Genomic DNA, 26,015 nt, shown 5'->3' with positions numbered 1-26,015 from the left:
CTCGCCCGATCGAAATGCGAAAGGCGGACCCCCGGGTCCGCCTTTTTCATTCGGGGTGCCGGGGTGCCGGGTCACGCCTCGGCGCGTTTCTCCTCCAGCCAGCGCCGATCCGCCTCGACGGTCAGCGCCGCCTCGGCATGGGCGAAGGTGTAGGCGCGCGTGACCTCCGCCGCCTCGGCAAGCGCCAGCCACTCCGCCCGCCGCAGCACCTTCATCGCCGAGAGCACGCAGGAGATCACCTCGGGCCGCGCCGCGCCGTCGCGGATCAGCGGGTAGAACCCGTCCTCGAGCAGGTGCGCCGGGTCCAGCGGCGCCATCTGCACATGCGGGAACTCGGGCGGCGCCTGCGCCGGAACACCGAGCCCCATCAGCATCCGCTCGAGCCGCTGCACCACGTCGATCGCCGTGCCGGGATCGTTGACCGCAGGCGAGAGCGCGCGGATGGCGACCTCGTTCATCACCATGACCCCGTAGCGGGCGTCCTGTTCCATGGTGCGCGCCGGGCCGAGGGTGAAGCACCGGGCGATCTCCTCCGGCGCGACATGCCCGCCGGCGACCTGCCCCAGCGGCATGCCCGGCACGAGATGCGCGCCGGGATGGGCGATGACGCGGAACACCGCCTCGGCGGCGGCAAGCTTCTCTTCCAGCGCCTCGAGGTTGATGTACTGCACGTATCCCGCCCGGCTCGCGGGGACCTCGCGCGCGTCCGATGGTAGTTCCCCGCCGGGCAGTGCCGCGCCCAGCGATGGCCGCTCCATCGCGCGCTCGAGCGGCGGCAGCGCGTTTTCCATCACGCGGTCCAGCGTGTGGTCCATGCTGCCCATGACGCTCAGGTGCCCGATCCAGCGCAGCATGGCGGCGATCACCGCGACGATGCTGGCGATGGTCAGGAAGAAGATCACCACCGCCGACTCCTCGGAATAGAGGCCGGCGTTGAACAGCACGAGCGCGGTCAGCGAAAAGAGGAAGGTCCCGGTGAACGCGGCGAGCGCGGTCTGCGCCGTGCTGTCCTCGAGGTGCAGCCGATAGGCGCGCGGCGTCGCCTGGCTGGCGGCGGACTGGAACGCCTGCACCATGACCGAGAGCGAGAAGGTGGTGACGGTCAGCATTGTGGTGGCGAGGATCGACAGGATCGGCGTCACCGCGTCCTTGCCGAACCGATCCTTCATCCAGTCCGGGATGAACCCCTGGAAGACCGGCGCCAGCGCGACCGCGAGCAATGCCAGCACCGCGCCGGTGAGCACGCGGACCCCGAGCCGCTTCGAGACGCGGCCGAGCATCAGCAGCCAGCGCGGTGTCATCAGGCGAAGACCTTCGCGCCCAACCCTGCCAGCGCCGCGTCGACGAAGGCCCGCTCGGCGTCGCTCAGGCTCTGCGCGCGCGGGTATTGCGGCGCGGCGCGGTCGTTGAGGATCGGCGCGTCCCAGTTGGCGGTGCTGGCGAGGAAACGCTCGGCCCCCGGCTTGCCGAATTCGTCGAGGTAGCCCTGCAGCACCACGTCGAGATAGCTCAGCAGCACCGGGTGGTCGGTGTCGGGCGCCATGCGGTCCACCTCGGGCACCACGTAGATCGCCATCTCGGCCACGGTCTGCGCGGGATGGCGCACGTCGCGCAACGCATCGGTGCGGTCGTAGCCGGCCTCGCGCAGGTCGAGCGCCGCCCAGCCCTCGGCATCGACCGGGGCGATCAGCCCCTCGATCTCGCAGGAGGGATCACGCAGCACGGTCAGCAGCGACACCGGCCGCCCCGGCACCCGCGCCCAGACCCGCCGCCAGCCCGAGGCGGAGGCCCGGTGCGCCGGTTCGAACCCGTGCGTTCTGCGGTTGACGAGCGAGCCATAACCGAAAAAATAAGATGTGCTCATTCCACGCATTTTCTTTCTTCAAATTGATGTGAGTCAAATCAGTCTTTGACCACGCCCTGTATCTAAACCGGCAATCATTCAAAGCGAGGACATTTCCGTGCGCGTGACCAAGAGAACGAATATCGCGATCCGCGTCCTGATGCATTGCGCCGCAAATACCGGGCGGCTGGTGACGAAATCCGAGATCGCGAGATGCTGCAACGCTTCGGAAAATCACCTGGCTCAGGTGATCAACCAATTGGCGCAGCTTGGATTTCTGAGCACCCATCGCGGCCGCAACGGCGGGCTCGAACTGGCGCGCCCGGCCGACCAGATCCAGATCGGCGAGGTGTTCCGCACGCTCGAATCCCCCGTGCCGCTGGCCGAATGCTTCGCCGACGCGGACAATACCTGCCCGCTGACCGATGCCTGCCGGCTGCGACTCGCGCTCACCGAGGCGGCGAACGCCTTCTACGCGACGCTCGATCCGATCACCCTCGACGAGCTGGTCTGCGACAATGCCCCGCTGATCGACATCCTCGTCCCGGGCAGGGCCTGCTCGGTCCCGCGTGGCACGGGCGCGCTTGCGGCGGTCGCGCAAGTATAATAGTTTCCGGCCATCGCGATGGGAGAACCGGTCAGACCGGTGCCGAAGGAGCAACCGCCCCGGAAACTCTCAGGCCACAGGACCTTCGCGACACCTAAAAACTCTGGAGAGAGGCGTTCCAAGCGCCCGCCGAAGGGATAACGATCTCAGGCGAAAGGACAGAGGGGGCATTTCGGGCGCGGGACAGATCCGCGCGGGAAATGCCCGGGGGCCCTGCGCCGTTCCGGGACGAGAGGATCGGGGAGCGCATGGACGAGCTTAAACGCACGCCCTTACATGATTTGCACATCGAGCTGGGCGCCAAGATGGTGCCCTTTGCCGGTTACGAGATGCCGGTTCAGTACAGGCTCGGCGTACTCAAGGAACATCTGCACACGCGCGAGAAGGCCGGGCTGTTCGACGTCAGCCACATGGGGCAGGTGATCCTGTCCGGCGAGAGCGTGGACGCCATCGCGCTGGCGCTCGAGGCGCTGGTGCCGGTGAACATCGCCGGGCTGGCCGAGAACCGCCAGCGCTACGGCTTCTTCACCAATGACGCGGGCGGGATCGAGGACGACCTGATGATCGCCAACCGCGGCGATCACCTCTTCGTCGTGGTCAACGCCGCCTGCAAGACCCAGGACATGGCGCTGATGCGCGCCGGGCTCGAGCCGAGAGGCGTGACGCCCCGCCTGCTCGGCGACCGCGCGCTGCTGGCGCTGCAGGGTCCGGCGGCCGAGGAGGTTCTGGCCTCGCTCAACCCCGCGGTCCGCGACATGCGCTTCATGGATGTCGCCACGATCGAGCTCTGCGGCGCCGAGTGCTGGATCTCGCGCTCGGGCTACACCGGCGAAGACGGGTTCGAGATCTCGGTGCCCGAGGACAAGGCCGTCGAGCTGGCCCGCGCCCTGCTGGCGCATGACGACGTCGAGCCGATCGGCCTTGGCGCGCGCGACTCGCTGCGGCTCGAGGCCGGGCTCTGCCTCTACGGCCATGACATCGACACCACCACCACGCCGGTCGAGGCCGCGCTGACCTGGGCGATCCAGAAGATCCGCCGCAGCGGCGGCGACCGCGAGGGCGGCTTCCCCGGAGCCGCGAAGATCCTCGCCGAGCTCGACGGCGGCGCGCCCCGCGCCCGCGTCGGGCTGCGCCCCGAGGGCCGTGCCCCGATGCGCGAAGGCGTCGAGATCTTCGCCGAAGCCGAGGGCGGCGCGCCGATCGGACGGGTCACCTCGGGCGGATTCGGGCCGACCACGGGCACTCCGATCGCCATGGGCTACGTCGACAGTGACCACGCGGTGACCGGAACCAAGCTTTTCGGCGAGGTGCGCGGCAAGCGCCTCGCCGTGGAAGTGGCAGAGATGCCCTTCGTGACGCAGACTTACAAACGCTGAGACAGTCAGGGACAGGACGATGAAATTTACCGAAGAGCATGAATGGCTCCGCGTCGAGGGCGACCTGGTCGTCGTGGGCATCACCACCCACGCCGCCGAACAGCTGGGCGACGTCGTGTTCGTGGAACTGCCCGAAGAGGGCACCACGGTCAGCAAGGATGACGAGGTGGTGGTGATCGAGTCGGTCAAGGCCGCCTCCGACATCCTCGCCCCGCTCGACGGCGAGATCGTCGAGGTGAACAGCCCGCTCGCCGATGAGCCGTCCAAGGTCAACGACGACCCCGAGGGCGACGCCTGGTTCTTCAAGATGAAGATCGAGGACCTCTCGGCGCTCGACGACTTCATGGACGAGGCCGCCTACAAGGACTTCATCGGCTGAGGTCCCCGCGCCCTGCCCCGCCGCCTTCGCGGGCGGCGACGCCGGGCCGGTGAGTATTTGAGGAAAGATGAAAGGGGCAGGGCCGCGCCTTGCCCCCGGAACAGCTGTTACACTGCTGCCACTCCACGACCTATTCGGGACGGATCGACATGGCCTTCACGCCCACCGACTACCTGCCTTACGATTTCGCCAACCGCCGCCACATCGGACCCTCGCCCAAGGAAATGGCGCAGATGTTCGAGGTGCTGGGCGTCAAGGACCTCGACGCGCTGATCAAGCAGACCGTCCCCGCCGGCATCCGGCAGGCGGACGCGCTGGAATTCGGCAAGCCGCTCTCCGAACGCGAGATGCTCTGGCACATGCGCGAGGTCGCCAAGAAGAACAAGGTGCTGACCTCGCTGATCGGCCAGGGCTACCACGGCACCGTCACCCCGCCGGCGATCCAGCGCAACATCTTCGAGAACCCCGCGTGGTACACGGCCTACACGCCCTACCAGCCCGAGATCTCGCAGGGCCGGCTCGAGGCGCTGCTGAACTACCAGACCATGGTGTCGGACCTCACCGGGCTCGAGATCGCCAACGCCTCGCTGCTCGACGAGGCCACCGCCTGCGCCGAGGCGATGACCATGGCGCAGCGCGTGGCGAAGTCGAAGGCCATGGCCTTCTTCGTCGACGAGAACTGCCACCCGCAGAACATCGCGGTGATGAAGACCCGCGCCGCGCCGCTGAACATCGAGATCATCGTCGCCAGCCCGGACGAGCTGGAGGCCGACAAGGTCTTCGGCGCGATCTTCCAGTACCCGGGCACGCATGGTCACGTCCGTGACTTCACCGGCGCCATGGAGGCCCTGCACGCGGCCAAGGCGATCGGCATCGTCGCCGCCGACCCGATGGCGCTTTGCCTGCTGAAGGAGCCGGGCGCGATGGGGGCCGACATCGCCGTCGGCTCGACCCAGCGCTTCGGCGTGCCGCTCGGCTACGGTGGCCCGCACGCCGCCTACATGGCCACCCGCGACGCCTACAAGCGCTCGATGCCCGGCCGCATCGTCGGCGTGTCGATCGACAGCCACGGCAACCGCGCCTACCGGCTTGCCCTGCAGACCCGCGAGCAGCACATCCGCCGCGAGAAGGCCACCTCGAACGTCTGCACCGCGCAGGCGCTGCTGGCGGTGATGGCGGGCTTCTACGCGGTGTTCCACGGCCCCGAGGGGCTGAAGGCCATCGCGCAGCGCATCCACCGCAAGACCGAGCGCCTGGCGCGCGGCCTGGAAGAGGCCGGCTTCAAGGTCGAGCCCGGCACCTTCTTCGACACGATCACCGTGGATGTCGGCCTGCTGCAGCAGGGCGTGCTGCGCGCCGCCGTGAAGGAGGGCGTCAACCTGCGCAAGGTGGGCGAGACCCGCGTCGGCATCACGCTCGACGAGACCACCCGCCCGGCGACGATCGAGGCGGTATGGCGCGCCTTCGGCCTCCTGCGCAAGGACGAGGACTTCGCCCCGCGCTACCGCCTGCCCGAGGCCTCGATCCGCACTAGCAGCTACCTCACCCACGAGGTCTTCCACATGAACCGGGCCGAGACCGAGATGATGCGCTACATGCGCCGTCTCGCGGACCGTGACCTCGCGCTCGACCGGGCGATGATCCCGCTCGGGTCCTGCACGATGAAGCTGAACGCCGCCGCCGAGATGATGCCGGTCAGCTGGCCCGAGTTCGCCGGTCTGCACCCCTACGTGCCCGAGGACCAGGCGCTCGGCTACAAGGAGATGATCGACGACCTGTCCGACAAGCTCTGCAAGGTCACCGGCTACGACGCCTTCACCATGCAGCCGAACTCCGGCGCGCAGGGCGAATACGCGGGGCTGCTGACCATCGCCTCGTGGCAGCGCGAGCGCGGCGAAGGCCAGCGCAACGTCTGCCTGATCCCGGTCAACGCGCATGGCACCAACCCCGCCACCGCCCAGATGGTCGGCTGGAAGGTGGTGCCGGTGCGCTGCGACGACAACGGCTCGATCGACCTCGTCGACTTCCGCGCCAAGGCCGAGCAGTACAGCGATACTCTGGCGGCCTGCATGATCACCTACCCCTCGACGCATGGCGTCTTCGAGGAGACGGTGCGCGACGTCTGCGCGATCACCCACGAGCACGGCGGGCAGGTCTACATCGACGGCGCCAACATGAACGCCATGGTGGGGCTCTCGCGCCCCGGCGATCTCGGCGGGGACGTCAGCCACCTCAACCTGCACAAGACCTTCTGCATCCCGCATGGCGGCGGCGGACCCGGCATGGGCCCGATCGGCGTGAAGGAGCACCTGATCCCGCACCTGCCCTCGCACCCGCTCGAGGACGGCATCGCGGGGCCGGTCTCGGCCGCGCCCTACGGCTCGCCCTCGCTGCTGCCGATCTCCTGGGGCTACATCCAGATGATGGGCGGCGCGGGCCTGACGCAGGCGACGCGGGTGGCGATCCTCAACGCCAACTACATCGCGACCCGGCTCTCGGGTGCCTACGAGGTGCTCTACACCGGCCACGAGGGCCGCGTGGCGCATGAGTGCATCCTCGACATGCGCCCCTTCGCCGACAGCTGCGGCATCACCGTGGACGACATCGCCAAGCGCCTGATCGACTGCGGCTTCCACGCCCCGACCATGAGCTTCCCGGTCGCCGGCACGCTGATGATCGAGCCGACGGAGTCCGAGACCAAGGCCGAGCTCGACCGCTTCTGCGAGGCGATGCTGGCGATCCGCGAGGAGATCCGCGCGGTCGAAGAGGGCAACTCCGACCCCGAGAACAACCCGCTCAAGCATGCGCCGCACACGATGGAAGACCTCGTGCGCGACTGGGACCGGCCCTACAGCCGCGAACAGGGCTGCTTCCCGCCGGGCGCCTTCCGGGTCGACAAGTACTGGCCGCCGGTCAACCGCGTCGACAACGCCTGGGGTGACCGCAACCTGACCTGCACCTGCCCGCCGATGAGCGACTACGCCGAGGCGGCAGAGTAAGCACGCACAACGGGCGGCGCCCCTCGCCGGGCGCCCCCGGGATCCCGGCCCGGGGTGCCGCGCGGCCTGCGCCTCCACATGGTCCAAATATCCCCGCCGGAGGCAAAGCCGAAGGCTTTCAACGCAAAAGGGCGGGACCTCGGTCCCGCCCTTTTCGTTCGTCCTGCACCGCGGCTCAGGCCGTCGCGGGCGCCTCCAGCAGGAATGAAAAGGCGTCGCGGATGCGCTCCCAGGTCTCCTTGTTGGAGGCGCAGAGCAGCACGCCCTCGCGCAGCTTGGCGTTGTAGTCCGAGCCGTCGAGCATCGCCACGTGGCCGCCCGCGCATTTCGAGATCAGCGCCCCCGCGGCGTGGTCCCAGGGGGTCAGCCGCGCCGAGAAGAGGAAGTCCACCGAGCCCTGCGCGAAGAGCCGGAACTCGTGCGCCGAGCAGCGCAGCGTGTGGCTGCGCTCGAAGCGCGGCAGCACGGCGGCGGCCTGCGCCTGCTTCTCCTCGGGGAAGAGGTAGAGCGGCACGAAGCCCTGCAGCTCGGAAAGCTGCCCGCCGGGCGAGACCGAGAGGTGACGGCTCAGGCGGCGGCGCGGGAAGAGCAGCTCGGCCGGGCCGCCGGTCTCGGCGATGACCACATCGTCCATGATCGGATCGTAGATCATCCCGAAGACCGGAACGCCGAAGCGCGTGGCCGACAGGATGATGCCGAAGGTCGCGAGCCCGTGCGCGTAGTTCCACGTCCCGTCCACCGGGTCGATGGTGAAGGCCAGTTCCGCGTCGCCGATGCGGTCGCGGATCTCGGGATGCTCGGCCACCGCCTCCTCGCCGACGATCAGCGCGTGCGGGTACATGCGCTGCAGGCCGCGCGCGATCATCGCCTCGGCGCCCTTGTCGGCGGCGGTCACGAGGTCCTGCCGCCCGGTCTTCTCGGAGATCTCGGACGGGTCGAGGGCGCGGAAGCGGGGCAGGATCTCGGCCTTGGCGGCGCGGCGCAGCAGGTTGAGGATGCTGGTGCGCTGCGCCGGGGTGATCGGGGCCGAGATCGGCATCGGCAGGGAATCGGTCATGGAAGAGGTCCGTTCTTTTCAGCCTTTGGTCAGGGCTGAACTGCCAGCCCCTGACGCAAGGTTCAAGCCACCTATTCGCGCGCGCGCAGAACCCGGGCAGGTCTTGCCGACAGCGGCCGCCAGGCGAAGGCTAGCCCCGCCAGCAGCGTCGCCAGTGCGCCGCCGAGGATGATGCCGAAGGCCGAGCCCCACATCACGTCGAACTCCGTCTCCATGAGGAAGTGGCTCACCGCCCAGCCCCCGAGGATGCCCGCGACCAGCGCCACGACCCCCGCCGCCGCGCCGAGCAGCGCCGAGCGCAGGGCAAAGCTCTGCAGGATGCGTGCGCGCGAGGCGCCGAGGGTCTTCAGCACCGCCGCCTCGTAGCTGCGCGCCGCCTCGCCGGCCGAGGCCGCGCCGATCAGCACCAGGAAGCCGGTCAGCAGCGTCGCCGCCGCGCCCCAGCGGATCGCCCCGGCCACGCCCTCGAGCAGTTCCGAGACCCGGTCGATGGCGTCGCGCACGCGGATCGCGGTGATGTTGGGATAGGCGTTGGCGAGGTCGCGCAGGATCTGCGCCTCGGCCTGCGGCTCGGCATAGACCGTGGAGATCCACGTGTGCGGCGCCCCGGCCAGCGCGGCGGGGTTCAGCGTCATGACGAAGCCGATCCCGGCGCTCGAGAAGTCCACCTCGCGGAAGCTGGTGACCGTCGCGGTGATGTCGCGGCCAAGGATGTTGAGGGTGATCTCGTCGCCGAGCTTGAGCCCGATCTCGGCGGCCTCCTCGGCGGCGAAGCTGACCTGCGGCGCGCCGGAATAGTCCTCGGGCCACCACTCTCCGACGGTGACCTTGGTGCGCGCGTCCGGCTGCGCCGCGTAGGTGACGCCGCGGTCGCCGCGCACCACCCAGTGCCCGCCCGCGACCTCGCGCGCGTCGCGCCCGTTGATCCGGGTGAGCACGCCGCGCAGCATCGGCGCGGTGTCGACCCGGCTGACCGCCTTGTCCCCGGCAAGCCGCGCCTTGAACCCTTCGATCTGGTCCGGCTGGATGTCGACGAAGAAATACGAGGGCGCGACTTCTGGCAGGTCGCGCGAGATGGCGGCGCGCAGGTTGCCGTCGATCTGGCCGATGGCCGCCAGCACCGACAGGCCCAGCCCCAGCGATAGCACCACCGAGGCGGCGGTCTCGCGCGGGCCGCCGATCGCCGAGAGCGCCCAACGCAGCGCCGGGCGGCCGCGCGCCATGGGTGCCGCGCGGTGCGCCAGCCAGCGGATGCCGGTCGCGGCCAGCGCGAGGATCACCAGCGCCGCCATGAGCCCGCCCGCGGTCCAGAGGGTGATCTTGCGGTCGCCCGAGAAGAGCGTCGCAGCCCCCACCAACAGCCCCAGCAGCACCAGCGTGGCGAAGACGTAGCGCTTCGCCGGCAGGCCCCGCGCGCTGTCGAGCGCGTCGCGGAACAGCGTGGCGGCGCGCACCTCCTCGGTGCGGGCCAGCGGCCAGAGTGTGAAGAGCAGCGCGGTCAGCACGCCATAGAGCGCCGCCTCGGCCAGCGGCCCGGGGTAGACGGTGAAGATCACCGGCACCGGCAGGGCGCTGGCAATGAGCGGGCCGAAGAGCAGCGGCACGCCCGCGCCGAGAATGAGGCCGAGCGCGATGCCGACCAGCGACAGCGCGCCGATCTGCAGGAAATAGGTGAGGAAGATGGTGTTTCGCGACGCCCCGAGCGTGCGCAGCGTGGCGATCACCGAAGTCTTGCGCGCGAGATAGGCGCGCACCGCGGCCGAGACGCCGATGCCGCCCACCGCCAGCCCCGAGAGGCCGACGAGCACGAGGAACCGCCCGAGCCGCTCGACGAAGCGCGAGATGCCCGGCGCGCCGTTGCGCGCGTCGCGCCAGCGGATGCCGCTTTCGCGGTAGCGCTCCGCCGCCTCGTCCTTCAGCGCGTCGAGATCGCTGCCGGGCGGCAGCAGCAGGCGGTACTCGGTCTCGTAGAGCGATCCCGGCGCCAAGAGCCCACTGTTGCCGAGGTCGGCGGTGCGCACCAGCGTGCGCGGGCCGAGGCCGAAGCCGTCGCCCGCGTCATCGGGCTCGCGCAGGATCACCGCCGAAAGCGTGAAGTCCTGCGTGCCGAGCCGGAACGTGTCGCCCGGCCTGAGCCCCAGCCGGTCGGCCAGCACCGGGGCCATCACCGCGCCGGGGTGCTCGCCCCCGTCCAGCGCCTGCGACAGCGGCATCGGCGGATCGAGCTGCATCTCGCCCAGCAGCGGGTAGGCCTCGTCGACCGATTTCACCTGCGTCAGGCCGCGCTCGGTCTCGCCGTCCCGTGTGACCGTGGCCATGGAGCGGAAATCGGTGATCTCCGAGACCTCGGTCGCGATGCCCTCGAGCCAGGCGCGTTCCTCACCCGAGGCGAAGCGGTAGGTGAACTCGGCCTGCGCGTCGCCGCCGAGCAGCACCGCGCCCTGGTCCGAGAGCCCCGCCTCGATGGCGGTGCGCACCGAGCCGACCCCGGCGATGGCGGCGACGCCGAGCGCGAGGCAAGAGATGAAGATGCGGAAGCCGTGAACGCCGCCGCGCAGCTCGCGACGGGCGAAACGGGCGGCGGTGGTGAGGCTCATGAAACCACCCTCACTCGGCGGCCCGCGCCCGAAGCCCGGCGGGGTCGATCCGCCCGTCGGTCAGCCGCACCACGCGGTCGCAGCGCTCGGCCAGACGGTTGGAGTGCGTGACCAGCACCAGCGTCGCGCCGTGCTCGTCGCGCAGCCCGAAGAGCAGGTCCATGATCGCCTGCCCGGTGCTGCCGTCGAGGTTGCCGGTGGGCTCATCGGCCAGCAGGATCTGCGGCCTCGGCGCCGAGGCGCGGGCCAGCGCCACGCGCTGCTGCTCACCGCCCGACATCTGCGACGGGTAATGCCCGGCGCGGTGGCCAAGGTTCACCCGCTCGAGCTCGGCCTCGGCACGGGCGAAGGCATCCTTGTGCCCGGCCAGCTCCAGCGGCGTCGCGACATTCTCGAGCGCGGTCATCGTCGGGATGAGGTTGAAGGACTGGAACACCACGCCCATGTGATCGCGCCGGAACCGCGCCATCTTGTCCTCGTCCATGCCGGTGAAATCCTGCCCGAGCACCGACACGCGGCCCGACGTCGCGCTTTCGAGCCCGCCCATGACCATCAGCAGCGAGCTCTTCCCCGATCCCGAGGGCCCGATCAGCCCCAGCGTCTCGCCCCGCGCGACCTCCATCGAGATTCCGTGAAGGATTTCGACCGGTCCGGCATTGCCCCTGAGGCTGAGGGTGACATCATTGAGGGCAATCACGGGATCGGGCATCGAAAGGGCCTTTCGGGAAATGGCACGTTCACTGACATATGGGGGCTTTGCCCTCCTCAGCAAGGCTGCGGCCTGCCTCACTTTTCTGGCAGCCCCCCTGCCCGCCTCGGCGCTGGAGATCCTCGCGCTCGGGGACAGCCTGACGCAGGGCTACGGGCTGCCCGCGCCGGACGGTCTGGTGCCGCAGCTGCAGGGCTGGCTCGCGGAGCACGGGCACGAGGTGACCATCGTGAACGGCGGCGTCTCCGGCGACACGACGGCGGGCGGGCTCTCGCGCGTGGCCTGGTCGCTGACCCCCGAGATCGACGCGATGATCGTGACGCTCGGCGGCAACGACATGCTGCGCGGCATCGACCCCGCGACCGCGCGCGGCAATCTCGACGGCATCCTCGGCGAGGCGCAGGCGCGCAACCTGCCGGTGCTGCTGGTCGGCATGACCGCGCCGGGCAACTACGGCCCCGACTACAAGGCGCAGTTCGACGCCATCTATCCCGAGCTTTCCGAGGCGCACGGCACGCTGCTCTTCGCGGATTTCTTCACCGGGCTGCGCGAGGGGGCGACGTCGCCTGCCGAGCTCTCGGCGCTGATGCAGGATGACGGGATTCACCCCAACGCGGAGGGCGTGAAGCGGGTCGTCGCGACGCTGGGTCCGAGCGTCGAGGCGCTCATCGCGCAGGCCGAGGACAGGTAGAAGCTCGGGTCAAGTGCCGGAATTCCGCCGCAGATCGCCCCTGCGCGCCGCGCCGTGCTCCCGCGGGCGCGGCGTCTTTATGGCTGAATCAGGAGCGGGCGATCACCGGGACGGTCCGCATGTCGTTGCCGCGCAGCGTCGCGAAGAGCAGCGGGAACAGGCCGGTCACGAGGCTCACCGAGAGGTAGAGGCCAAAGGCGTTCAGCACGGAACTGTCGAGGAAAATCCAGGAAAAGAGACCGCAGAGCGCACCGAAGATGCTTCCGGCCATGAGCGCAACAATCGCCATAATCGTACCCTTCGCTTCGGGTCCCGGTCGTCGGGGCCTCTGTTTTATGCCCCTTTTCTCGCCGCGAATTCGGGCTCGAATGTGGCGCTGCGGGTCGCGAAATGGGGCAATTTACCGGTGTTTTCCTGTTGCCGAAGGGCCGAACGGCGGCCCTTTCGAGGCCGCCGTCCCGGGCTCCGCGCCTGCGGTGCCGCCTATGGGCCGAAATCAGACCACGGTGACCCGCGTGCCCACCGGAACGCGCTGGTAGAGGTCGATGACATGCTCGTTGATCATGCGGATGCAGCCGTTCGACACCGAGTAGCCGATGGTGTTCGGCTGGGTCGTGCCGTGGATGCGGAAGAACGTGTCGCGCCCGTTCTGGAACAGGTAGAGCGCCCGCGCGCCGAGCGGGTTCCCGGGGCCGCCGGGCTCGACATAGTCATTGTCCTTGAACTTGGCGTAGGTCTGCGGCTCGCGCTCGATCATCTCGTTGGTCGGGCGCCAGGTCGGCCATTCCTTCTTGACCTGGATCACCGCCTCGCCGGTGAACTCCAGCCCGGCCTTGCCCACGCCGACGCCGTAGCGCAGCGCCTCGCCGGGCGCGGTGACGTAGTAGAGGAAATGCGCGCGCGGCATGATGAGAATCTGCCCCGGCTGCATGTCCGAGCGGATGCGGACGGTCTGGGGCGTGTATTTCGGGTCGAGCGCGAAGGCGGAGGCCGGGGCTACCGCGGCCAGAAGCGCCCCTGCGCTGGCCGTGGCGACGAATTTGCGACGGGTGATCATGGGCAACTCTCTGTATTGGACGACTGGCTTTCGGAGTCTGTGTCCATGGCGCGCAAAATCAATGGGTTTGACTCAAGGGTATTGTCACAATTGCGCGCAGAACACATATCAGATGAAATGAATGTATGGAGATCGAGAAATGGTCAAGCTTGTCTGCCTCGATTGTGGCCAGACCAACCGTGTCCCGCAAGAGCGTCTTGATGCCGCGCCGAAATGCGGCACCTGCGGCGCGGCGCTGATGGACGGCAAGGCGCACGAGATCGACGCCGAGACGCTGGCAAAGGCGATCCGCACCGACGAGACGCCGCTGGTCGTGGATTTCTGGGCGCCCTGGTGCGGTCCCTGCCGAATGATGGCGCCGGAATATTCCCGGGCCGCCACGGCGCTGAAGGGCAAGGCCCGGCTGGTGAAACTGAACACCGAGCAGCACCAAAGCGCCGCCGCGCAGTTCGGCATCCGCGGGATCCCGACGCTGATCGCCTTCGGCAAGGGCCGCGAAGCCGCGCGCCAGTCCGGGGCGATTCCCGCCGCGCAGATCGAGGCTTTCGCCCTGCGCGCCACCTCTGCAAAGGCCTGAGTCGCGCTGCGCGCCGGGGAGCTAGTTCTTCGGCGCGTTGGCATTGCGCCCCGCCAGCATGACGCTGATCGTGTAGGCCAGTTGCGGATCCATCCCCGACAGGATCGCCGCGGCCGCATCGGGGCGCATCCGCCCGAGGAAGCCGGCGGCAAAATCCGGCTCCATCTGCGAGAACACTGCCGACGCCTCGCGCGGCTTCATGTTGGCGTAGACCTGGGTGAGCTGGGCGACGTCATTCTCGGCCGCGGTCTCGGCCATGGCGAGCGTGGCGCGCAGCCGCTGCTCGCTCGCTTCCATCTCGGCGAGCTTCCGGTCGATCGTGGTCTGTGCGACGTTGAGCGCCTGCGCCCGGTCGCGCATCTCGGTCTCGCGCTGTGCAACCTGCGCCTCGCGGGCGCGCAGGGCCTCGAGCGCGGGCCCGAGGTCCTTCTCGCCGACGCAGGCTCCCGGCACGGCGGGCGCCTCCTGCGCGACGGCCGCGGCGTCGGGCGAGGCAGCCGCTTCCTTCGGCAGGCTGTCGAGGGCATGCGCGGCGCCGGTTCCGATGCGGACGAGCGCCGAGGCGACCAGCAATGCGCCAAGCACCGCCAGAACGCCCCGCCCCCGGCCGGGCACCATCCCGCGCAACATCACGCCGCGCCGCCGCGCGAATGGCGCAGGAAGACCGGCTCGCCGTCGGCCTTCGCCTTCTCTCCCGCCGCCTCCGGCAGGTCATGCATCGAGGCGATGTGAAGCTCGAGCCGCTGCGCCACCTGCTCGGCCCGCGTGGTCAGCCCAGACAGCACTTCGCCGGATTCCCCGGCGGTCTGCCGGGCCGCGTCCAGCGTGCGGGTCAGGTCGTCGACCTGCGCCGACAGCACGGCGACGGCCCCGCCGACGCCCTGCTCGAGATCGGTGAACCGGGTCAGCCGCCGCGACAGGATGAAACAGTAGAACCCGGTGCCAAGTGCCCCGGCAGCAAGCAGAATATCGGCAATCGTCTCCATTCGAGCCCCCTCAGTTCAAGACGAATTCGGTCACCAGAAGATCGTGGACACGGTCCTCTCCGGCGACCATCTGGATGCGGCGCAGCATCTGCGCCCGGAGCCGGATGAGCGCGCCCTGCGCCTCGACGTCCCCCGGCTCCAGCGCGCGCAGGTAGGTGTTCAGCACGTCGAGGATGCGCGGCATCAGCTGCGTGATGGCCGCCTGGTGTTCCGGCGCGACCTCGAGCTGCGCCGTGAAGCGCAGGTGATGCAGCGCCGTGACCGGCCCCAGCGAGGCGACCAGCTGCGGCAACTCGATGAAGCCCGCCGCCCCCGGGGCCCCGCCATGCGCGTCGCCATGCGCGCCGTCCGGCGCGGCGTCGTGCCCCGTCCCGGCAGCGCCGCCGTGACCTTCGGAGGCCCCTGCGGAAGGCCCCCCGCCAAGCGGCAGCATCCCGGAGAAGGCGGCAAAAAAGCCGCCGCCACCTCCGAGCAGGGCAAGCAGCAGCCCGATCAGGAGCGGAAGTTTCGAACCTTTCCTGCGCGGCGCATCGTCTTCGCCGGCCGCGTCGGCGGTGGCGTCGGTCATGGGACACCTCATCTCTCGCTCAGCGCTTATAGGGCTGGAGAGGCTAACCGATTCTTAAGTCCGCTCGGCCAAACATGCCTCTGTCCGACGCTGCCGCTGGCCGGCCGGCAAAGGGCGCGCCGAAAGGCAGGGCAGACAGGACGGAGGACTTCTTGCAGCAGCTCGCGACAGTCTGGAACGCGCTCACCCCGCGCCGCCGCGCGGTGGTCATCGGTGCCACGCTCGCGATGATTCTCGCGGTGTTCGGGCTGGCGAAGGTCGCGGGCTCTCCCCCGATGTCGCTGCTCTACGCCGGACTCGAGAACGGCGCCGCGGGCGAGGTGGTCGAGGCGCTCGAATCGCGCGGCGTCCCCTACGAGGTGCGCGGCGGCGCGATCTTCGTTCCCGACAGCCAACGCGACGCGCTGCGCATGACCCTCGCCAGCGAGGGGCTGCCGGCGAACAGCACCCAGGGCTACGAACTGCTCGATACGCTCTCGGGTTTCGGTACCACCTCGCAGATGTTCGACGCCGCCTACTGGCGTGCGAAGGAGGGCGAGCTGGCGCGCACCATCGTCGCCAGCCCGTTCATCGCCACCGCCCGGGTCCACATCGCCAATTCCAGCGCCAATCCGTTCCAGCGCGACGTCACCCCCTCGGCCTCGATCTCGGTCAGTGCCAGCGGCGCCGCGATCACCCCCGCCCAGGCGCGTGCGCTGAAATACCTCGTGGCCTCCGCCGTGCCCGGGCTGGTGCCCGACCAGGTGGCGGTCATCGACAGCGCCGGCGGGCTCATCGGCACCGAGGACGATCCCGGCGGCGGGCCCAGCGCCGAGGACCGCGCCGTGGCGCTGCGCGACCGCGTGCAGCGCCTGGTCGAGGCCCGCGTCGGGGCGGGCAATGCGGTGGTCGAGGTCAGCGTCGACACGGTCACCGAGAGCGAATCGATCCGCGAGCGGCGCTTCGATCCCGCGGGGCGCGTCGCGATCTCCACCGACACCGAGCAGGAAAGCAGCAACGACCAGAACAGCGGCAGCCCCGGCGTGACGGTCGCCTCGAACCTTCCCGACGGCCAGGCCGGCGGGAACCAGAGCTCGTCGAGCCAGAGCACCGATTCGCGCGAGCGGGTGAATTACGAGGTGTCCGAGACCATGCGCGAGGTCACCCGCGTGCCGGGAGCGGTGCGGCGGCTGACCGTCGCGGTGCTGGTCAACGGCAGTTTCGCGACCGCCGCCGACGGCACGCAGAGCTTCGTGCCCCTGCCCGACGCCGAGCTGGCCGCGCTGCGCGACCTCGTCGCCTCCGCCGTCGGCTTCGACGCGGCCCGCGGCGACGAGATCACCCTGCGCTCGCTGCCGTTCGAGCGCCCCGAGGGCCTCGGCACCGGGCCGATCGAGCCCGGCTGGTTCGCGGTGCCGCTGGACCCGATGACGCTGATCCAGCTCGGCGTCCTGGCCACCGTGGCGCTGGTGCTCGGTCTCTTCGTCGTGCGCCCGATCCTCTCGGGCCGGGGCGGCGGCGCGGCCCCGCTCGCCCTGCCCGGCGCGGAGCCGGCGCAGATGGCCCTCACCGGCGAGATCGACGAGGGCGACGATTTCGCGCCGCTTGCCACCCTCGGCAGCGGCCCCGATTTCGGCGGGCTCGGCATGGTGGATTTCGACTCGCCCGCCGAGGCCGACCCGGTCGACCGGCTGCGCGCCCTCATCGAGGAGCGCAAGACCGAGACGGTCGAGATCCTGCGCAGCTGGCTTGACGAGAAGGAAGAGGCGAAGTGAGCGACCTGCGCAGCTACTTCGAGGATTTTTCCACCCCGGCCGCGGGGATGGCCTCCTCCCGCGACGCGCCGGGCGAGGCCGAGGTCGAGACCGCGAAGCTCGAGTCCTTCGACACCGGCTACCGCGCCGGCTGGGACGACGCGATCAAGGCGCAGTCCGAGGAGACCGGCCGCATTTCCAGCGACTTCGCGCAGAACCTGCAGGACCTCTCCTTCACCTACAACGAGGCCTACCGGCAGGTGCTTGACGGGGTGACGCCGCTGCTCGAAGAGATGCTGCGCGCCCTGCTTCCCGGCCTGCTGCACGAGACGCTGGGACTGCACCTGAGCGAGCAGCTCGCGCAGATGGCCGAGGAGATCGCGCGGCGCGAGGTGGTGATCGCGGTCGCCCCCGGCACCGCGGCGCAGGTCGCGCCGCTGCTCGCCCGGGATTTCGGCTTCCCGCTGCGGCTCGAGGAGGACGAGACCCTGGCCGAGGGGCAGGCCGACCTGCGCTTCGGCGAGACGGAACGGCAGATCGACCTCAGCGGCCTCCTGCAGGAGGTGAGCCGCGCGGTCGAGGGGTTTGCCCATGACAATCGGAGGAACGCGGCGCATGGATGAGATTGCGGAAGGCCCCGGCGCCTTGCCCGGTGAAGGCGGGGCGGGACGCGGAGGACGAAGCCCGGGGGCGGCCTTCACCTCGGTCCCGATCGAGATCACCGTGTCGGTCGGCCGCGCCCGCCCGCTGGTGCGCGAGTTGCTCACCCTGGGCGAAGGCTCGGTACTGACCCTCGACCGCCGGCTCGAGGACCCGGTCGAGCTCTTCGTCGGGGACAAGCTGATCGGCACCGGCGCGCTCGAGGTCACCGGCGAGGGCGAGAATGCGCAACTCGCGGTGCGCCTGCTCGAGGTGATGGACATCCAGAGCCCGGGCTGACCATGCGCCGCCTTCTCCTCGCCGCTGCACTGGCCCCGCCGCTGCTCCTGCTGCTTTCCGGCATTGCGGCGGCGCAGCAGATCTCGGTCGACCTCGGCGAGAGCGGCTCGGTCACCGCGGTCAGCCTGCAGCTCATCGCGCTGATCACCCTGCTCAGCCTCGCGCCGGGCATCGCGGTCATGGTGACCTGCTTTCCCTTCATCGTGACCGTGCTGGCGATCCTGCGCCAGGCGCTGGGATTGCAGCAGTCGCCGCCGAACATGTTGATCGTCAGCCTTGCGCTTTTCCTCACCTTCTTCGTGATGGAGCCGACCTTCACCGAAGCGTGGACTCAGGGGATCGCGCCGCTGCTAGACGAGCGGATCGAGCTGGTGGAGGCGACCGAGCGGACCATCGCCCCGTTCCGCGCTTTCATGGCCGGGCGCTGCGATCCGGCCACCTTCGAGACCATGTCCGAGCTGCGGCCCGGAACCGGGGGAACCGCGCTCGCCCCCGAGGCGCCGCTCTCGCTGCTCATCCCCAGCTTCATGCTCTCGGAGATCGCCCGCGCCTTCCAGGTGGGCTTCCTGATCTTCCTGCCCTTCCTGATCATCGACCTCGTGGTCGCGGCGGTGCTGATGTCCATGGGGATGATGATGGTGCCGCCGGCGATCGTCTCGCTGCCCTTCAAGCTCGCCTTCTTCGTCATCGCCGACGGCTGGTCGCTGCTCTCGGGTGCGCTGGTGCGGAGCTATTTCTGAGCGGCGCGGGTCCCCGGAAACGAAACCTCCCGCAGGCGGGTGCCGCGGGAGGTCTTCATGTCAAACCGGGAAACAACCGGGACGCGCCGGAAAGGGTCAGAGCCCCTCGCCCGGCGTGTCGGCGTGCAGGTGCCGCTCGCCGCGCGACCGGGAGAGCGCGATCTGCTTCTGCCGCTCGCGGAACCGCGCCTTGTCCTCGTCCGAGGTCTCGGCGATGCAGTGATGGCAGGAGACGCCCTCCTCGAAGTCGGGGCGGGCGCGGTCCTCGGGCAGGATCGGGCGGCGGCAGGCGTGGCAAAGCTCGTGCGGCCCCTCGCGCAGCCCGTGTTCGACCGAGACGCGCCCGTCGAAGACGAAGCAACTGCCCTGCCAGCTGCTCTCTTCCTCAGGGACCTCCTCGAGGTATTTCAGGATGCCGCCCTTGAGGTGGTAGACGTCCTCGACCCCCTGGCTCAGCAGGTAGTTCGTCGATTTCTCGCAGCGGATGCCGCCGGTGCAGAACATGGCGATGCGCTTGTTGTGGAAGCGCTCCTTGTTCTGCTCCCACCACTCGGGGAACTCGCGGAACGAGGCGGTCTGCGGATCGACCGCGCCCTCGAAGGTGCCGATGGCGATCTCGTAATCGTTGCGCGTGTCGATCACCGCCACGTCGGGCGAGCGGATCAGCGCGTTCCAGTCGGCGGGCGCGACGTAATGGCCGACGCGCGCGCGCGGATCGACGCCGGGCTGGCCCATGGTGACGATCTCCTTCTTCAGCCGTACCTTCATGCGGGCGAAGGGGCGCTCGGAAGCCTCGGAGAATTTCCATTCCAGATCGGCGCAGCCGGGCAGCGCCCGCAGATGCGCGAGCACCGCGTCGATCCCGGCACGCGGGCCGGCGATGGTGCCGTTGATCCCCTCGCCAGCGAGCAGCAGCGTGCCGGTGACGGCCTGCGCGAGGCACAGGTCCAGAAGCGGGCCGCGCAGGGCGGCGGGATCGTCGAAACGGGTGAAGTGGTAGAGGGCGCAGACTGTGAACATGCGGGCGCGTTTACGCCCAAGGTCCGAGTCGGGCAAGCGACCGGATTGCCGCAGCATTGACGGGCCCGCGGCGCGACGCGTAAGCCTCTGGAAAGGTAACGCGGTTCTCCGGAGTTCAGGCCATGCACGCGCTCATCGTCATCGACGTCCAGACCGATTTCTGCCCCGGCGGCGCGCTTGCCGTGCCCGGCGGGGACGAGATCGTCGCCCCGATCAACGCGCTGATGGCCGGCTTCGACGCGGTGATCCTGACGCAGGACTGGCACCCGGCGGGGCATTCCTCCTTTGCCAGCGCGCATGCCGGCAAGGCGCCCTACGAGCTGACCGAGATGCCCTACGGCCCGCAGGTGCTCTGGCCCGACCATTGCGTGATCGGCAGCGCGGGCGCCGCCTTTCACCCGGCGCTGAACACCGACTGCGCCGATCTCATGATCCGCAAGGGCTTCAACCCGGCGATCGACAGCTATTCCGCCTTTTTCGAGAACGACCGCCGCACGCCCACTGGGCTCGAGGGCTACCTGCACACGCGCGGGATCGAGCGGCTGACCCTCGTCGGGCTCGCGACGGATTTCTGCGTCAACTACTCGGCACTCGACGCGGCGCGGCTCGGCTTTGCCGTCACCGTGCGCGAGGACCTCTGCCGCGCGATCGACCTGCAGGGCTCGCTCGCGGCCGCCCGCGCGGGGATGCAGGGGGCGGGCGTGACGCTGTCGCACGCCGCCTGAGCCGCCTGCGAAAGGAACAATCCGCCCCTCAAGCCGTTGCCTGAACGGCAGAAAGCGCTTGGCCCTTCCTGTCACATTCGCGTAACAGGGGCTCCGACTGCCCGTGAGGAGTGTGCGCCGTGGAAATCGCAACCCGAGTCTGGAACCATCGCTGGAAGATCGACCCGATCGTCCGGTCGCTGATCGACACCGATTTCTACAAGCTGCTGATGTGCCAGTCGGTCTACCACAACCGGCGCGACACGCAGGTGACCTTCAGCCTGATCAACCGCTCGAGCAACGTGCCGCTGGCCAAGCTGATCGACGAGGGCGAATTGCGCGAGCAGCTCGACCACATCCGCTCGCTCAGCCTGTCGCGCGGGGAAAGCACATGGCTGCGCGGCAACACCTTCTACGGCAAGCGCCAGATGTTCCGCCCGGATTTCATGGAATGGTTCGAGAAGCTGCGCCTGCCGCCCTATTTCCTCGAGCGCGTCGGCGACCAGTACGAGCTGACCTTCGAGGGCAGCTGGCCCGAGGTCATGCTCTGGGAGATCCCCGCGCTCGCGGTGCTGATGGAACTGCGCGGCCGCGCCGTGCTCAACCACATGGGCAAGTTCGAGCTGCAGGTGCTCTACGCCCGCGCCGCGACCAAGCTCTGGGAGAAGATCGAGCGGCTGCGGCAGGAGCCGGGCATCAAGATCGCCGATTTCGGAACCCGCCGCCGCCACAGCTTCCTGTGGCAGGACTGGTGCGTGCAGGCGATGATCGAGGGGCTGGGCGCGGGCTTCACCGGCACCTCGAACTGCCTCATCGCCAAGAACCGCGACCTGGAAGCGATCGGCACCAACGCCCACGAGCTGCCGATGGTCTATGCCGCACTGGCCGAGGATGACGCGGCGCTGGCCCGCGCGCCCTACGACGTGCTCGCCGACTGGCACCGCGAGCACGAGGGCAACCTGCGGATGATCCTGCCCGACACCTACGGCACCGAGGGGTTCCTGCGGAACGCGCCCGACTGGCTGGCCGGCTGGACCGGCATCCGCATCGACAGCGGCGATCCCGAGACCGGGGCCGAGATCGCCATCCGCTGGTGGCAGGAGCGCGGCGAGGACCCGCGCGAGAAGCTGGTGATCTTCTCGGACGGGCTCGACGAGGAGAAGATCCTCGAACTCTACCACAAGTTCTCGGGCCGGGTGCGGGTGTCCTTCGGCTGGGGCACGCTGCTGACCAACGACTTCCGCGGGCTTGCGCCCGACGACCGGCTGGCGCCCTTCAGCCTCGTCTGCAAGGCGGTCAGCGCCAACGGCCGGCCGACGGTGAAGCTCTCGGACAACCCCAACAAGGCCATGGGCCCCGAGGACGAGATCGCCCGCTACAAGCGCGTCTTCGAGGTCGGCGAGCAGCAGCGCCGCGACGTCGTGGTCTGATCGCGCCCCTCCCCTTCCAAGTCTGGCATGTGCCGCGGCGTCGCGCTATGACGGCGCGGCACTCTTACCTGAGGAAAGACCGCACAATGGCTGGCATCGAACCGCAACCCGGCATCATGGACATCGAGCTCTACGTCGGCGGCTCGTCGCATGTGGCGGGCGTCTCGAACGTCATCAAGCTCAGCTCGAACGAGAACCCCTTCGGCCCGTCCCCGGCGGCGCAGGAAGCGGTGCGGCGCGTGGTGCAGGAAATGCATCGCTATCCTTCCTCGGATCATACCGAACTGCGCCAGGCGATCGGCGATGTCTGGGGGCTCGACCCGCAGCGCATCATCTGCGGCGCGGGCTCGGACGAGATCATCGCCTTCCTCTGCCAGGCCTATGCCGGGCCGGGCACCGAGGTGATCCACACCGAGCACGGCTTTGCCATGCACAAGATCTCGGCCATGGCCGCGGGCGCGACCCCGATCGAGGTGGCCGAGCAGGACCGCGTGGTCAGCGTCGACAACATCCTCGCCGCCTGCACCGAGCGCACCCGGCTGATCTTCGTTGCCAACCCCGCCAACCCGACCGGCACGATGATCGGCCTCGCCGAGCTCGAGCGGCTGGCGAACGGCATTCCCGAGACCGCCATGCTGGTGATCGACAGCGCCTACGCTGAATATGTCGAGGGCTACGACGGCGGCGCCAAGCTTGCCACCGACCGGCCCAACGTCTTCATGACGCGCACCTTCTCGAAGCTCTACGGGCTGGGCGGGATGCGCATCGGCTGGGGCTACGGCCCGCAGCAGATCGTCGACGTGCTGAACCGCGTGCGCGGCCCGTTCAACGTGGCCGGCCTGACGCTGGTCGCCGCCGAGGCCTCGATCCGCGACACCGCCTATGTCGAGAAATGCCGCACCGAGAACGCCCGGATGCGCGCCTGGCTGGGCGAGGCGCTGGCCGAGCATGGCGTGTCGTCGGATGCCTCGACCGCGAACTTCATCCTCGCCCGCTTCGGCTCGCAGGCCGAGGCCGAGGCCTGTGATGCCTTCCTCCAGTCGCAGGGCGTGATCGTGCGCCGCACCACCGGCTACGGCCTGCCGCACGCGCTGCGCATCACCGTCGGCGACGAGGCCTCGTGCCGCCGCGTCGCGCATCTGGTGGGGCAGTTCAAGGCCGGCGCACGATGAGCGAGACGCAGAGCTACCAGCGCGTCGCGCTGATCGGCCTCGGCCTCATCGCCTCGTCGATCTTCTGGGCGATGAAGCGCGCGGGCATGGAGGCCCACGTGACCGGCTACGCGCGCTCGGCAGAGACGCGCGAGACCGCGAAGCGCCTCGGCCTCTGCCACGAGATCGTGGACAGTGCCGAGGAGGCGGTGAAGGATGCCGACCTGGTGATCCTTGCCGTACCGGTGGGCGCCATGGGCCCGATCGCCGAGACCATTGCCCCCTTCCTCAAGCCCGGCTGCACCGTGACCGACGTGGGCTCGGTGAAGAAGGAAGTCATCGAGGCGGTGCGCCCGCACCTGCCCGAGGGGGTGGATTTCGTCCCCGCCCACCCGATGGCGGGCACCGAGCATTCCGGCCCCGACGCGGGCTTCGCCTCGCTTTATGACAATCGCTGGTGCCTGATCGTGCCGGACGGCGCGTCGGAAGAGGCGACCGCGCGGCTCGAGGCCTTCTGGCAGGCGCTCGGCGCGCGGACCGAGCAGATGGAGGTCGAACACCACGACCTCGTCTGCGCGGTGGTGAGCCACGTGCCGCACCTCATCGCCTACACGATGGTGGGGGTCGCCGACGACCTGCGCCGCGTGTCGGACCAGGAAGTGATCAAGTTCTCCGCCGCCGGTTTCCGCGACTTCACCCGTATCGCGGCCTCGGATCCGACCATGTGGCGCGACGTCTTCATGACCAACAAGCAGGCGACGCTTGAGATCCTCGGGCGTTTCACCGAAGAGCTCTTTGCGCTGCAACGTGCCATCCGGACGGGCGACGGGCAATTGCTCTTTGACTACTTCACCCGGACGCGAGAAATTCGGCGCGGCATCGTGCAGGCCGGGCAGGATACGGATGCACCGGATTTCGGACGGGTGAAGGTGGAAAAATGATCTCTCGGGCAGCGGCACTGGTGGCAACGATGCTTCTGGCATCGTCGCTGGCCGCCGCGCCCGAAACCGCGCCGGATGCCTCGCTGCGCCCCGTGGCGCGCGAAGGCGCTGGCGCTTCCACCGCCGAGACCTCCGCCCCCGACACATCCACGACCGAGGCCCCCGCCTCCGCGACCCCGCCCGTCACCGCGGCGGAAAGCGGCACGCTCGAGCGGCCGAAGGCGCGCCCGGGCGCGCTCGAGGCGACGCTCGGAGACACCGGGGCGCAGGAGCCGCCCGCCGACGTCCCGGCCTTCGTCCCCGAACGGGCCGCCCGCGACATCGCCATGCGGCTCGCCTTCGCCGCCCGCTCGCCGCTTGCCATCCCGATGTCGCTCCGCCCGAGCCCGCGCAGCCGCGACGTGGTCGAGAAGGCGCTCGCCATCCGCCGCGAGCGCACCCGCGGCGCCGTCTGCGGCGACCCCGACCTGCAGGGCACGGTGATCGGCAGCGTGCCCGGGCGCGTCTCGGGCTGCGGGCTCGACGACGCGATCAAGCTGCGCTCGGTCTCCGGCCTCGCGCTCAGCACGCGCGCGACGATCGACTGCACCACCGCCCGCGCGCTCAAGTCCTGGGTCGACAAGACCGTGGTCCCCGCGGTCGGCGCGACCGGCGGCGGCGTGGCCAGCCTGCGCGTGGCCGGAAGCTACGCCTGCCGCGGGCGCAACAACCAGGCCGGCGCCAAGATCAGCGAGCACGGCCGCGGCCGCGCCATCGACATCGCCGCCATCGGCCTGAAGGACGGCAGCGAGATCTCGGTGCTGAAGGACTGGGGCTCGGGCTCCGACGGCCGCATCCTGCGCAAGCTTCACAGCGGCGCCTGCGGACCCTTCGGCACGGTGCTCGGCCCCGAGTCCGACTCCTTCCACAAGGACCACCTGCACCTCGACACCGCCCGCTACCGTTCCGGCAGCTACTGCCGCTGAGCGGGACAACGTGTCGATTTCGTGGCACGCCTTTGCGGGCCGGAAATTCGATTCGCGGCGGATTCCCGATGGCTTCGGAAACAGTCCCGATTTCCAATTCGCGACTGTCGCGAAAAGCCGGGCATATCTGGGCGAATATGCGGCATCAATTTGATTATTCCATGAATTGGCGTCACCTTTGAATCGCGGGCCGGGGGGCCCACGAAAGGGAGCGCACTGCCATGCGTCTGTTTTTCACTGCCATCCTTGCGGCGCTGTCGTCCGCGCCGCTGCATGCCGACATCGCGATGGAGACCGCGCGTTTCTCGCCCGGCTCGCTGCTCGTCATGGAGGATGACCAGGGCCACGTGGTCAGCCACCTTGCCCGGGGCGAGGTGCAGGGCCTCTACCGCTTCGACCTCTACGACGGCGCGACGGGCGACGCGCTCTACGCCGGACGCTACTACACCGATGCCCGCGGCGAGGTGCTGCTGAGCGTTTCGGCGCAGGGCGACGTGACCCGGTTCGAGCCGTTCAGCTGCACCCGCACGCTCGGCGAATGCGAATACGAGATCGTCCACGCCGACGGCAGCCGCGAGCTGCGCATCCGCGAGACGAGCAAGACCGACGCCGGTCTGTCGTGGAAGGAATGGGGTCTCGGGGGGCTGCTCGCCACCGGCGGCACGAGGCTCGACGAGATCGGCGCCCCCCGCGAAAGCTGGCGGCACGACCTGCAGAACGGGGACCGCTCGCGCGTCCACCGGGTTTCGCTGGCACTTCAATAAACGCTTAACGAATTTTTACGAGAATTTCCCGGTAACCGGACGGACTGCGCAGTGACGGAACGGTTGCCGCTCGAACCCTGTCTTTGAGCGAGTTGTAGCGTAACGAGTCGTCTTCACGTGGTAACCAGTGACACAGGGCGGGAAATATCCCGCCCTGTTTTATTTCGCCGTCATTTCATCCC

General features: G+C 69.2%; 27 protein-coding genes and 1 riboswitch. Of the genes, 16 read left to right on the top strand and 11 right to left on the bottom strand.

The annotated features are described in order from the left end of the window. Positions 1 to 71: 71 nt before the first annotated feature. Together PVT71_RS06215 and PVT71_RS06210 are read right to left on the bottom strand one after the other, a co-directional pair. Positions 72 to 1,301, bottom strand: a complete 1,230-nt coding sequence (locus PVT71_RS06215; RefSeq protein WP_353473633.1) for a DUF2254 domain-containing protein — start codon at positions 1,299 to 1,301, stop codon at positions 72 to 74. Next, complete coding sequence (locus tag PVT71_RS06210) at positions 1,301 to 1,864, bottom strand: gamma-glutamylcyclotransferase family protein (RefSeq protein WP_353473632.1); 564 nt, start codon at positions 1,862 to 1,864, stop codon at positions 1,301 to 1,303. The genes PVT71_RS06215 and PVT71_RS06210 overlap by 1 nt, the downstream gene beginning before the upstream one ends. Positions 1,865 to 1,961: 97 nt before the next feature. On the opposite strand from PVT71_RS06210, the gene PVT71_RS06205 reads away from it, so the two are divergent. The 4 genes from PVT71_RS06205 (at position 1,962) to gcvP (ending at position 7,204) form a co-directional block, all read left to right on the top strand. Beyond that, complete coding sequence (locus PVT71_RS06205) at positions 1,962 to 2,450, top strand: Rrf2 family transcriptional regulator (protein WP_353473631.1); 489 nt, start codon at positions 1,962 to 1,964, stop codon at positions 2,448 to 2,450. A 9-nt stretch (positions 2,451 to 2,459) separates the two neighbouring features. Further along, a riboswitch (glycine riboswitch) is annotated at positions 2,460 to 2,545 on the top strand. A 153-nt stretch (positions 2,546 to 2,698) separates the two neighbouring features. Beyond that, positions 2,699 to 3,826: a glycine cleavage system aminomethyltransferase GcvT gene (gene gcvT / locus PVT71_RS06200; protein WP_353473630.1), complete on the top strand. Its 1,128-nt coding sequence runs from the start codon at positions 2,699 to 2,701 to the stop codon at positions 3,824 to 3,826. Positions 3,827 to 3,845: 19 nt separating this feature from the next. Next, a complete protein-coding gene (gcvH, locus tag PVT71_RS06195) occupies positions 3,846 to 4,205 on the top strand; it encodes a glycine cleavage system protein GcvH (RefSeq protein ID WP_353473629.1) in 360 nt (119 codons plus the stop codon). 149 nt (positions 4,206 to 4,354) lie between these two features. Continuing rightward, positions 4,355 to 7,204: an aminomethyl-transferring glycine dehydrogenase gene (gcvP, locus tag PVT71_RS06190; RefSeq protein ID WP_353473628.1), complete on the top strand. Its 2,850-nt coding sequence runs from the start codon at positions 4,355 to 4,357 to the stop codon at positions 7,202 to 7,204. Positions 7,205 to 7,379: 175 nt separating this feature from the next. On the opposite strand, the gene PVT71_RS06185 is transcribed toward gcvP, so the two are convergent. The 3 genes from PVT71_RS06185 to PVT71_RS06175 all read right to left on the bottom strand — a co-directional run bounded on the left by PVT71_RS06185 (position 7,380) and on the right by PVT71_RS06175 (position 11,567). Next, entirely contained in the window at positions 7,380 to 8,261 is an 882-nt protein-coding gene (locus tag PVT71_RS06185) for an inositol monophosphatase (RefSeq protein WP_353473627.1), read from the bottom strand. Between the two features lie 71 nt (positions 8,262 to 8,332). Continuing rightward, entirely contained in the window at positions 8,333 to 10,858 is a 2,526-nt protein-coding gene (locus PVT71_RS06180; protein ID WP_353473626.1) for an FtsX-like permease family protein, read from the bottom strand. A gap of 10 nt (positions 10,859 to 10,868) precedes the next feature. Next, on the bottom strand, positions 10,869 to 11,567 hold the full coding sequence (locus tag PVT71_RS06175) for an ABC transporter ATP-binding protein (RefSeq protein ID WP_353473625.1): 699 nt from the start codon (positions 11,565 to 11,567) through the stop codon (positions 10,869 to 10,871). Between the two features lie 19 nt (positions 11,568 to 11,586). Between PVT71_RS06175 and PVT71_RS06170 the strand changes: the two genes are divergently transcribed. Continuing rightward, the gene (locus PVT71_RS06170) at positions 11,587 to 12,258 is read left to right on the top strand and encodes an arylesterase (protein ID WP_353473624.1); all 672 of its coding nucleotides are present in this window, start codon (positions 11,587 to 11,589) and stop codon (positions 12,256 to 12,258) included. Between the two features lie 88 nt (positions 12,259 to 12,346). On the opposite strand, the gene PVT71_RS06165 is transcribed toward PVT71_RS06170, so the two are convergent. Together PVT71_RS06165 and PVT71_RS06160 are read right to left on the bottom strand one after the other, a co-directional pair. Next, positions 12,347 to 12,547 carry a hypothetical protein gene (locus PVT71_RS06165; RefSeq protein ID WP_353473623.1) on the bottom strand — a complete coding sequence of 67 codons (201 nt, stop codon included), beginning with the start codon at positions 12,545 to 12,547 and terminating at the stop codon, positions 12,347 to 12,349. Between the two features lie 207 nt (positions 12,548 to 12,754). Next, positions 12,755 to 13,315, bottom strand: coding sequence for a L,D-transpeptidase (locus tag PVT71_RS06160; protein WP_353473622.1), 561 nt, complete (start codon positions 13,313 to 13,315; stop codon positions 12,755 to 12,757). 139 nt (positions 13,316 to 13,454) lie between these two features. Between PVT71_RS06160 and trxC the strand changes: the two genes are divergently transcribed. Next, complete coding sequence (trxC, locus tag PVT71_RS06155; protein WP_353473621.1) at positions 13,455 to 13,892, top strand: thioredoxin TrxC; 438 nt, start codon at positions 13,455 to 13,457, stop codon at positions 13,890 to 13,892. 21 nt (positions 13,893 to 13,913) lie between these two features. Here trxC and PVT71_RS06150 read toward each other — a convergent pair whose 3' ends face one another. The 3 genes from PVT71_RS06150 to PVT71_RS06140 are packed head-to-tail and all read right to left on the bottom strand — an operon-like array spanning position 13,914 to position 15,446. Further along, positions 13,914 to 14,522 carry a hypothetical protein gene (locus PVT71_RS06150; RefSeq protein WP_353473620.1) on the bottom strand — a complete coding sequence of 203 codons (609 nt, stop codon included), beginning with the start codon at positions 14,520 to 14,522 and terminating at the stop codon, positions 13,914 to 13,916. After that, complete coding sequence (locus tag PVT71_RS06145) at positions 14,522 to 14,878, bottom strand: hypothetical protein (protein ID WP_353473619.1); 357 nt, start codon at positions 14,876 to 14,878, stop codon at positions 14,522 to 14,524. Before PVT71_RS06145 ends, PVT71_RS06150 begins: the two co-directional genes overlap by 1 nt. A 10-nt stretch (positions 14,879 to 14,888) precedes the next feature. Next, positions 14,889 to 15,446 (bottom strand): flagellar basal body-associated FliL family protein, encoded by a 558-nt coding sequence (locus tag PVT71_RS06140; RefSeq protein ID WP_353473618.1) that lies wholly within the window; start codon positions 15,444 to 15,446, stop codon positions 14,889 to 14,891. A gap of 152 nt (positions 15,447 to 15,598) precedes the next feature. On the opposite strand from PVT71_RS06140, the gene fliF reads away from it, so the two are divergent. From fliF to fliP, 4 genes are read left to right on the top strand one after another with little or no spacing between them, the layout of a single operon-like run. Then, entirely contained in the window at positions 15,599 to 17,200 is a 1,602-nt protein-coding gene (gene fliF / locus PVT71_RS06135; RefSeq protein ID WP_353473617.1) for a flagellar basal-body MS-ring/collar protein FliF, read from the top strand. Continuing rightward, entirely contained in the window at positions 17,197 to 17,802 is a 606-nt protein-coding gene (locus PVT71_RS06130; protein WP_353473616.1) for an ABC transporter ATP-binding protein, read from the top strand. The genes fliF and PVT71_RS06130 overlap by 4 nt, the downstream gene beginning before the upstream one ends. Continuing rightward, positions 17,795 to 18,118: a FliM/FliN family flagellar motor switch protein gene (locus PVT71_RS06125; RefSeq protein WP_353473615.1), complete on the top strand. Its 324-nt coding sequence runs from the start codon at positions 17,795 to 17,797 to the stop codon at positions 18,116 to 18,118. The genes PVT71_RS06130 and PVT71_RS06125 overlap by 8 nt, the downstream gene beginning before the upstream one ends. A gap of 2 nt (positions 18,119 to 18,120) precedes the next feature. Beyond that, positions 18,121 to 18,858: a flagellar type III secretion system pore protein FliP gene (gene fliP / locus PVT71_RS06120; RefSeq protein ID WP_353473614.1), complete on the top strand. Its 738-nt coding sequence runs from the start codon at positions 18,121 to 18,123 to the stop codon at positions 18,856 to 18,858. 96 nt (positions 18,859 to 18,954) lie between these two features. Here the strand turns inward: fliP and PVT71_RS06115 are convergent, their stop codons facing one another. Beyond that, a complete protein-coding gene (locus PVT71_RS06115; protein WP_353473613.1) occupies positions 18,955 to 19,878 on the bottom strand; it encodes a rhodanese-related sulfurtransferase in 924 nt (307 codons plus the stop codon). A 122-nt stretch (positions 19,879 to 20,000) separates the two neighbouring features. Between PVT71_RS06115 and pncA the strand changes: the two genes are divergently transcribed. The 6 genes from pncA to PVT71_RS06085 all read left to right on the top strand — a co-directional run bounded on the left by pncA (position 20,001) and on the right by PVT71_RS06085 (position 25,833). After that, the gene (gene pncA / locus PVT71_RS06110; RefSeq protein WP_353473612.1) at positions 20,001 to 20,603 is read left to right on the top strand and encodes a bifunctional nicotinamidase/pyrazinamidase; all 603 of its coding nucleotides are present in this window, start codon (positions 20,001 to 20,003) and stop codon (positions 20,601 to 20,603) included. 119 nt (positions 20,604 to 20,722) lie between these two features. Further along, positions 20,723 to 22,012, top strand: coding sequence for a nicotinate phosphoribosyltransferase (pncB, locus tag PVT71_RS06105; RefSeq protein WP_353473611.1), 1,290 nt, complete (start codon positions 20,723 to 20,725; stop codon positions 22,010 to 22,012). An 86-nt stretch (positions 22,013 to 22,098) separates the two neighbouring features. Continuing rightward, positions 22,099 to 23,184 carry a histidinol-phosphate transaminase gene (hisC, locus tag PVT71_RS06100; protein ID WP_353473610.1) on the top strand — a complete coding sequence of 362 codons (1,086 nt, stop codon included), beginning with the start codon at positions 22,099 to 22,101 and terminating at the stop codon, positions 23,182 to 23,184. After that, positions 23,181 to 24,104, top strand: a complete 924-nt coding sequence (locus PVT71_RS06095; RefSeq protein WP_353473609.1) for a prephenate/arogenate dehydrogenase family protein — start codon at positions 23,181 to 23,183, stop codon at positions 24,102 to 24,104. Before hisC ends, PVT71_RS06095 begins: the two co-directional genes overlap by 4 nt. Before the next feature lie 29 nt (positions 24,105 to 24,133). Beyond that, the gene (locus PVT71_RS06090; protein WP_353473608.1) at positions 24,134 to 25,069 is read left to right on the top strand and encodes an extensin family protein; all 936 of its coding nucleotides are present in this window, start codon (positions 24,134 to 24,136) and stop codon (positions 25,067 to 25,069) included. Between the two features lie 221 nt (positions 25,070 to 25,290). Continuing rightward, positions 25,291 to 25,833: a hypothetical protein gene (locus PVT71_RS06085; protein ID WP_353473607.1), complete on the top strand. Its 543-nt coding sequence runs from the start codon at positions 25,291 to 25,293 to the stop codon at positions 25,831 to 25,833. Positions 25,834 to 26,015: the final 182 nt, after the last annotated feature.

The sequence above is a fragment of the Salipiger sp. H15 genome (genome assembly GCF_040409955.1).
GTDB lineage: Bacteria > Pseudomonadota > Alphaproteobacteria > Rhodobacterales > Rhodobacteraceae > Salipiger.
Note: the sequence above shows the minus strand (reverse complement) of the source record. Positions and strands in the feature narration are given on the sequence as shown.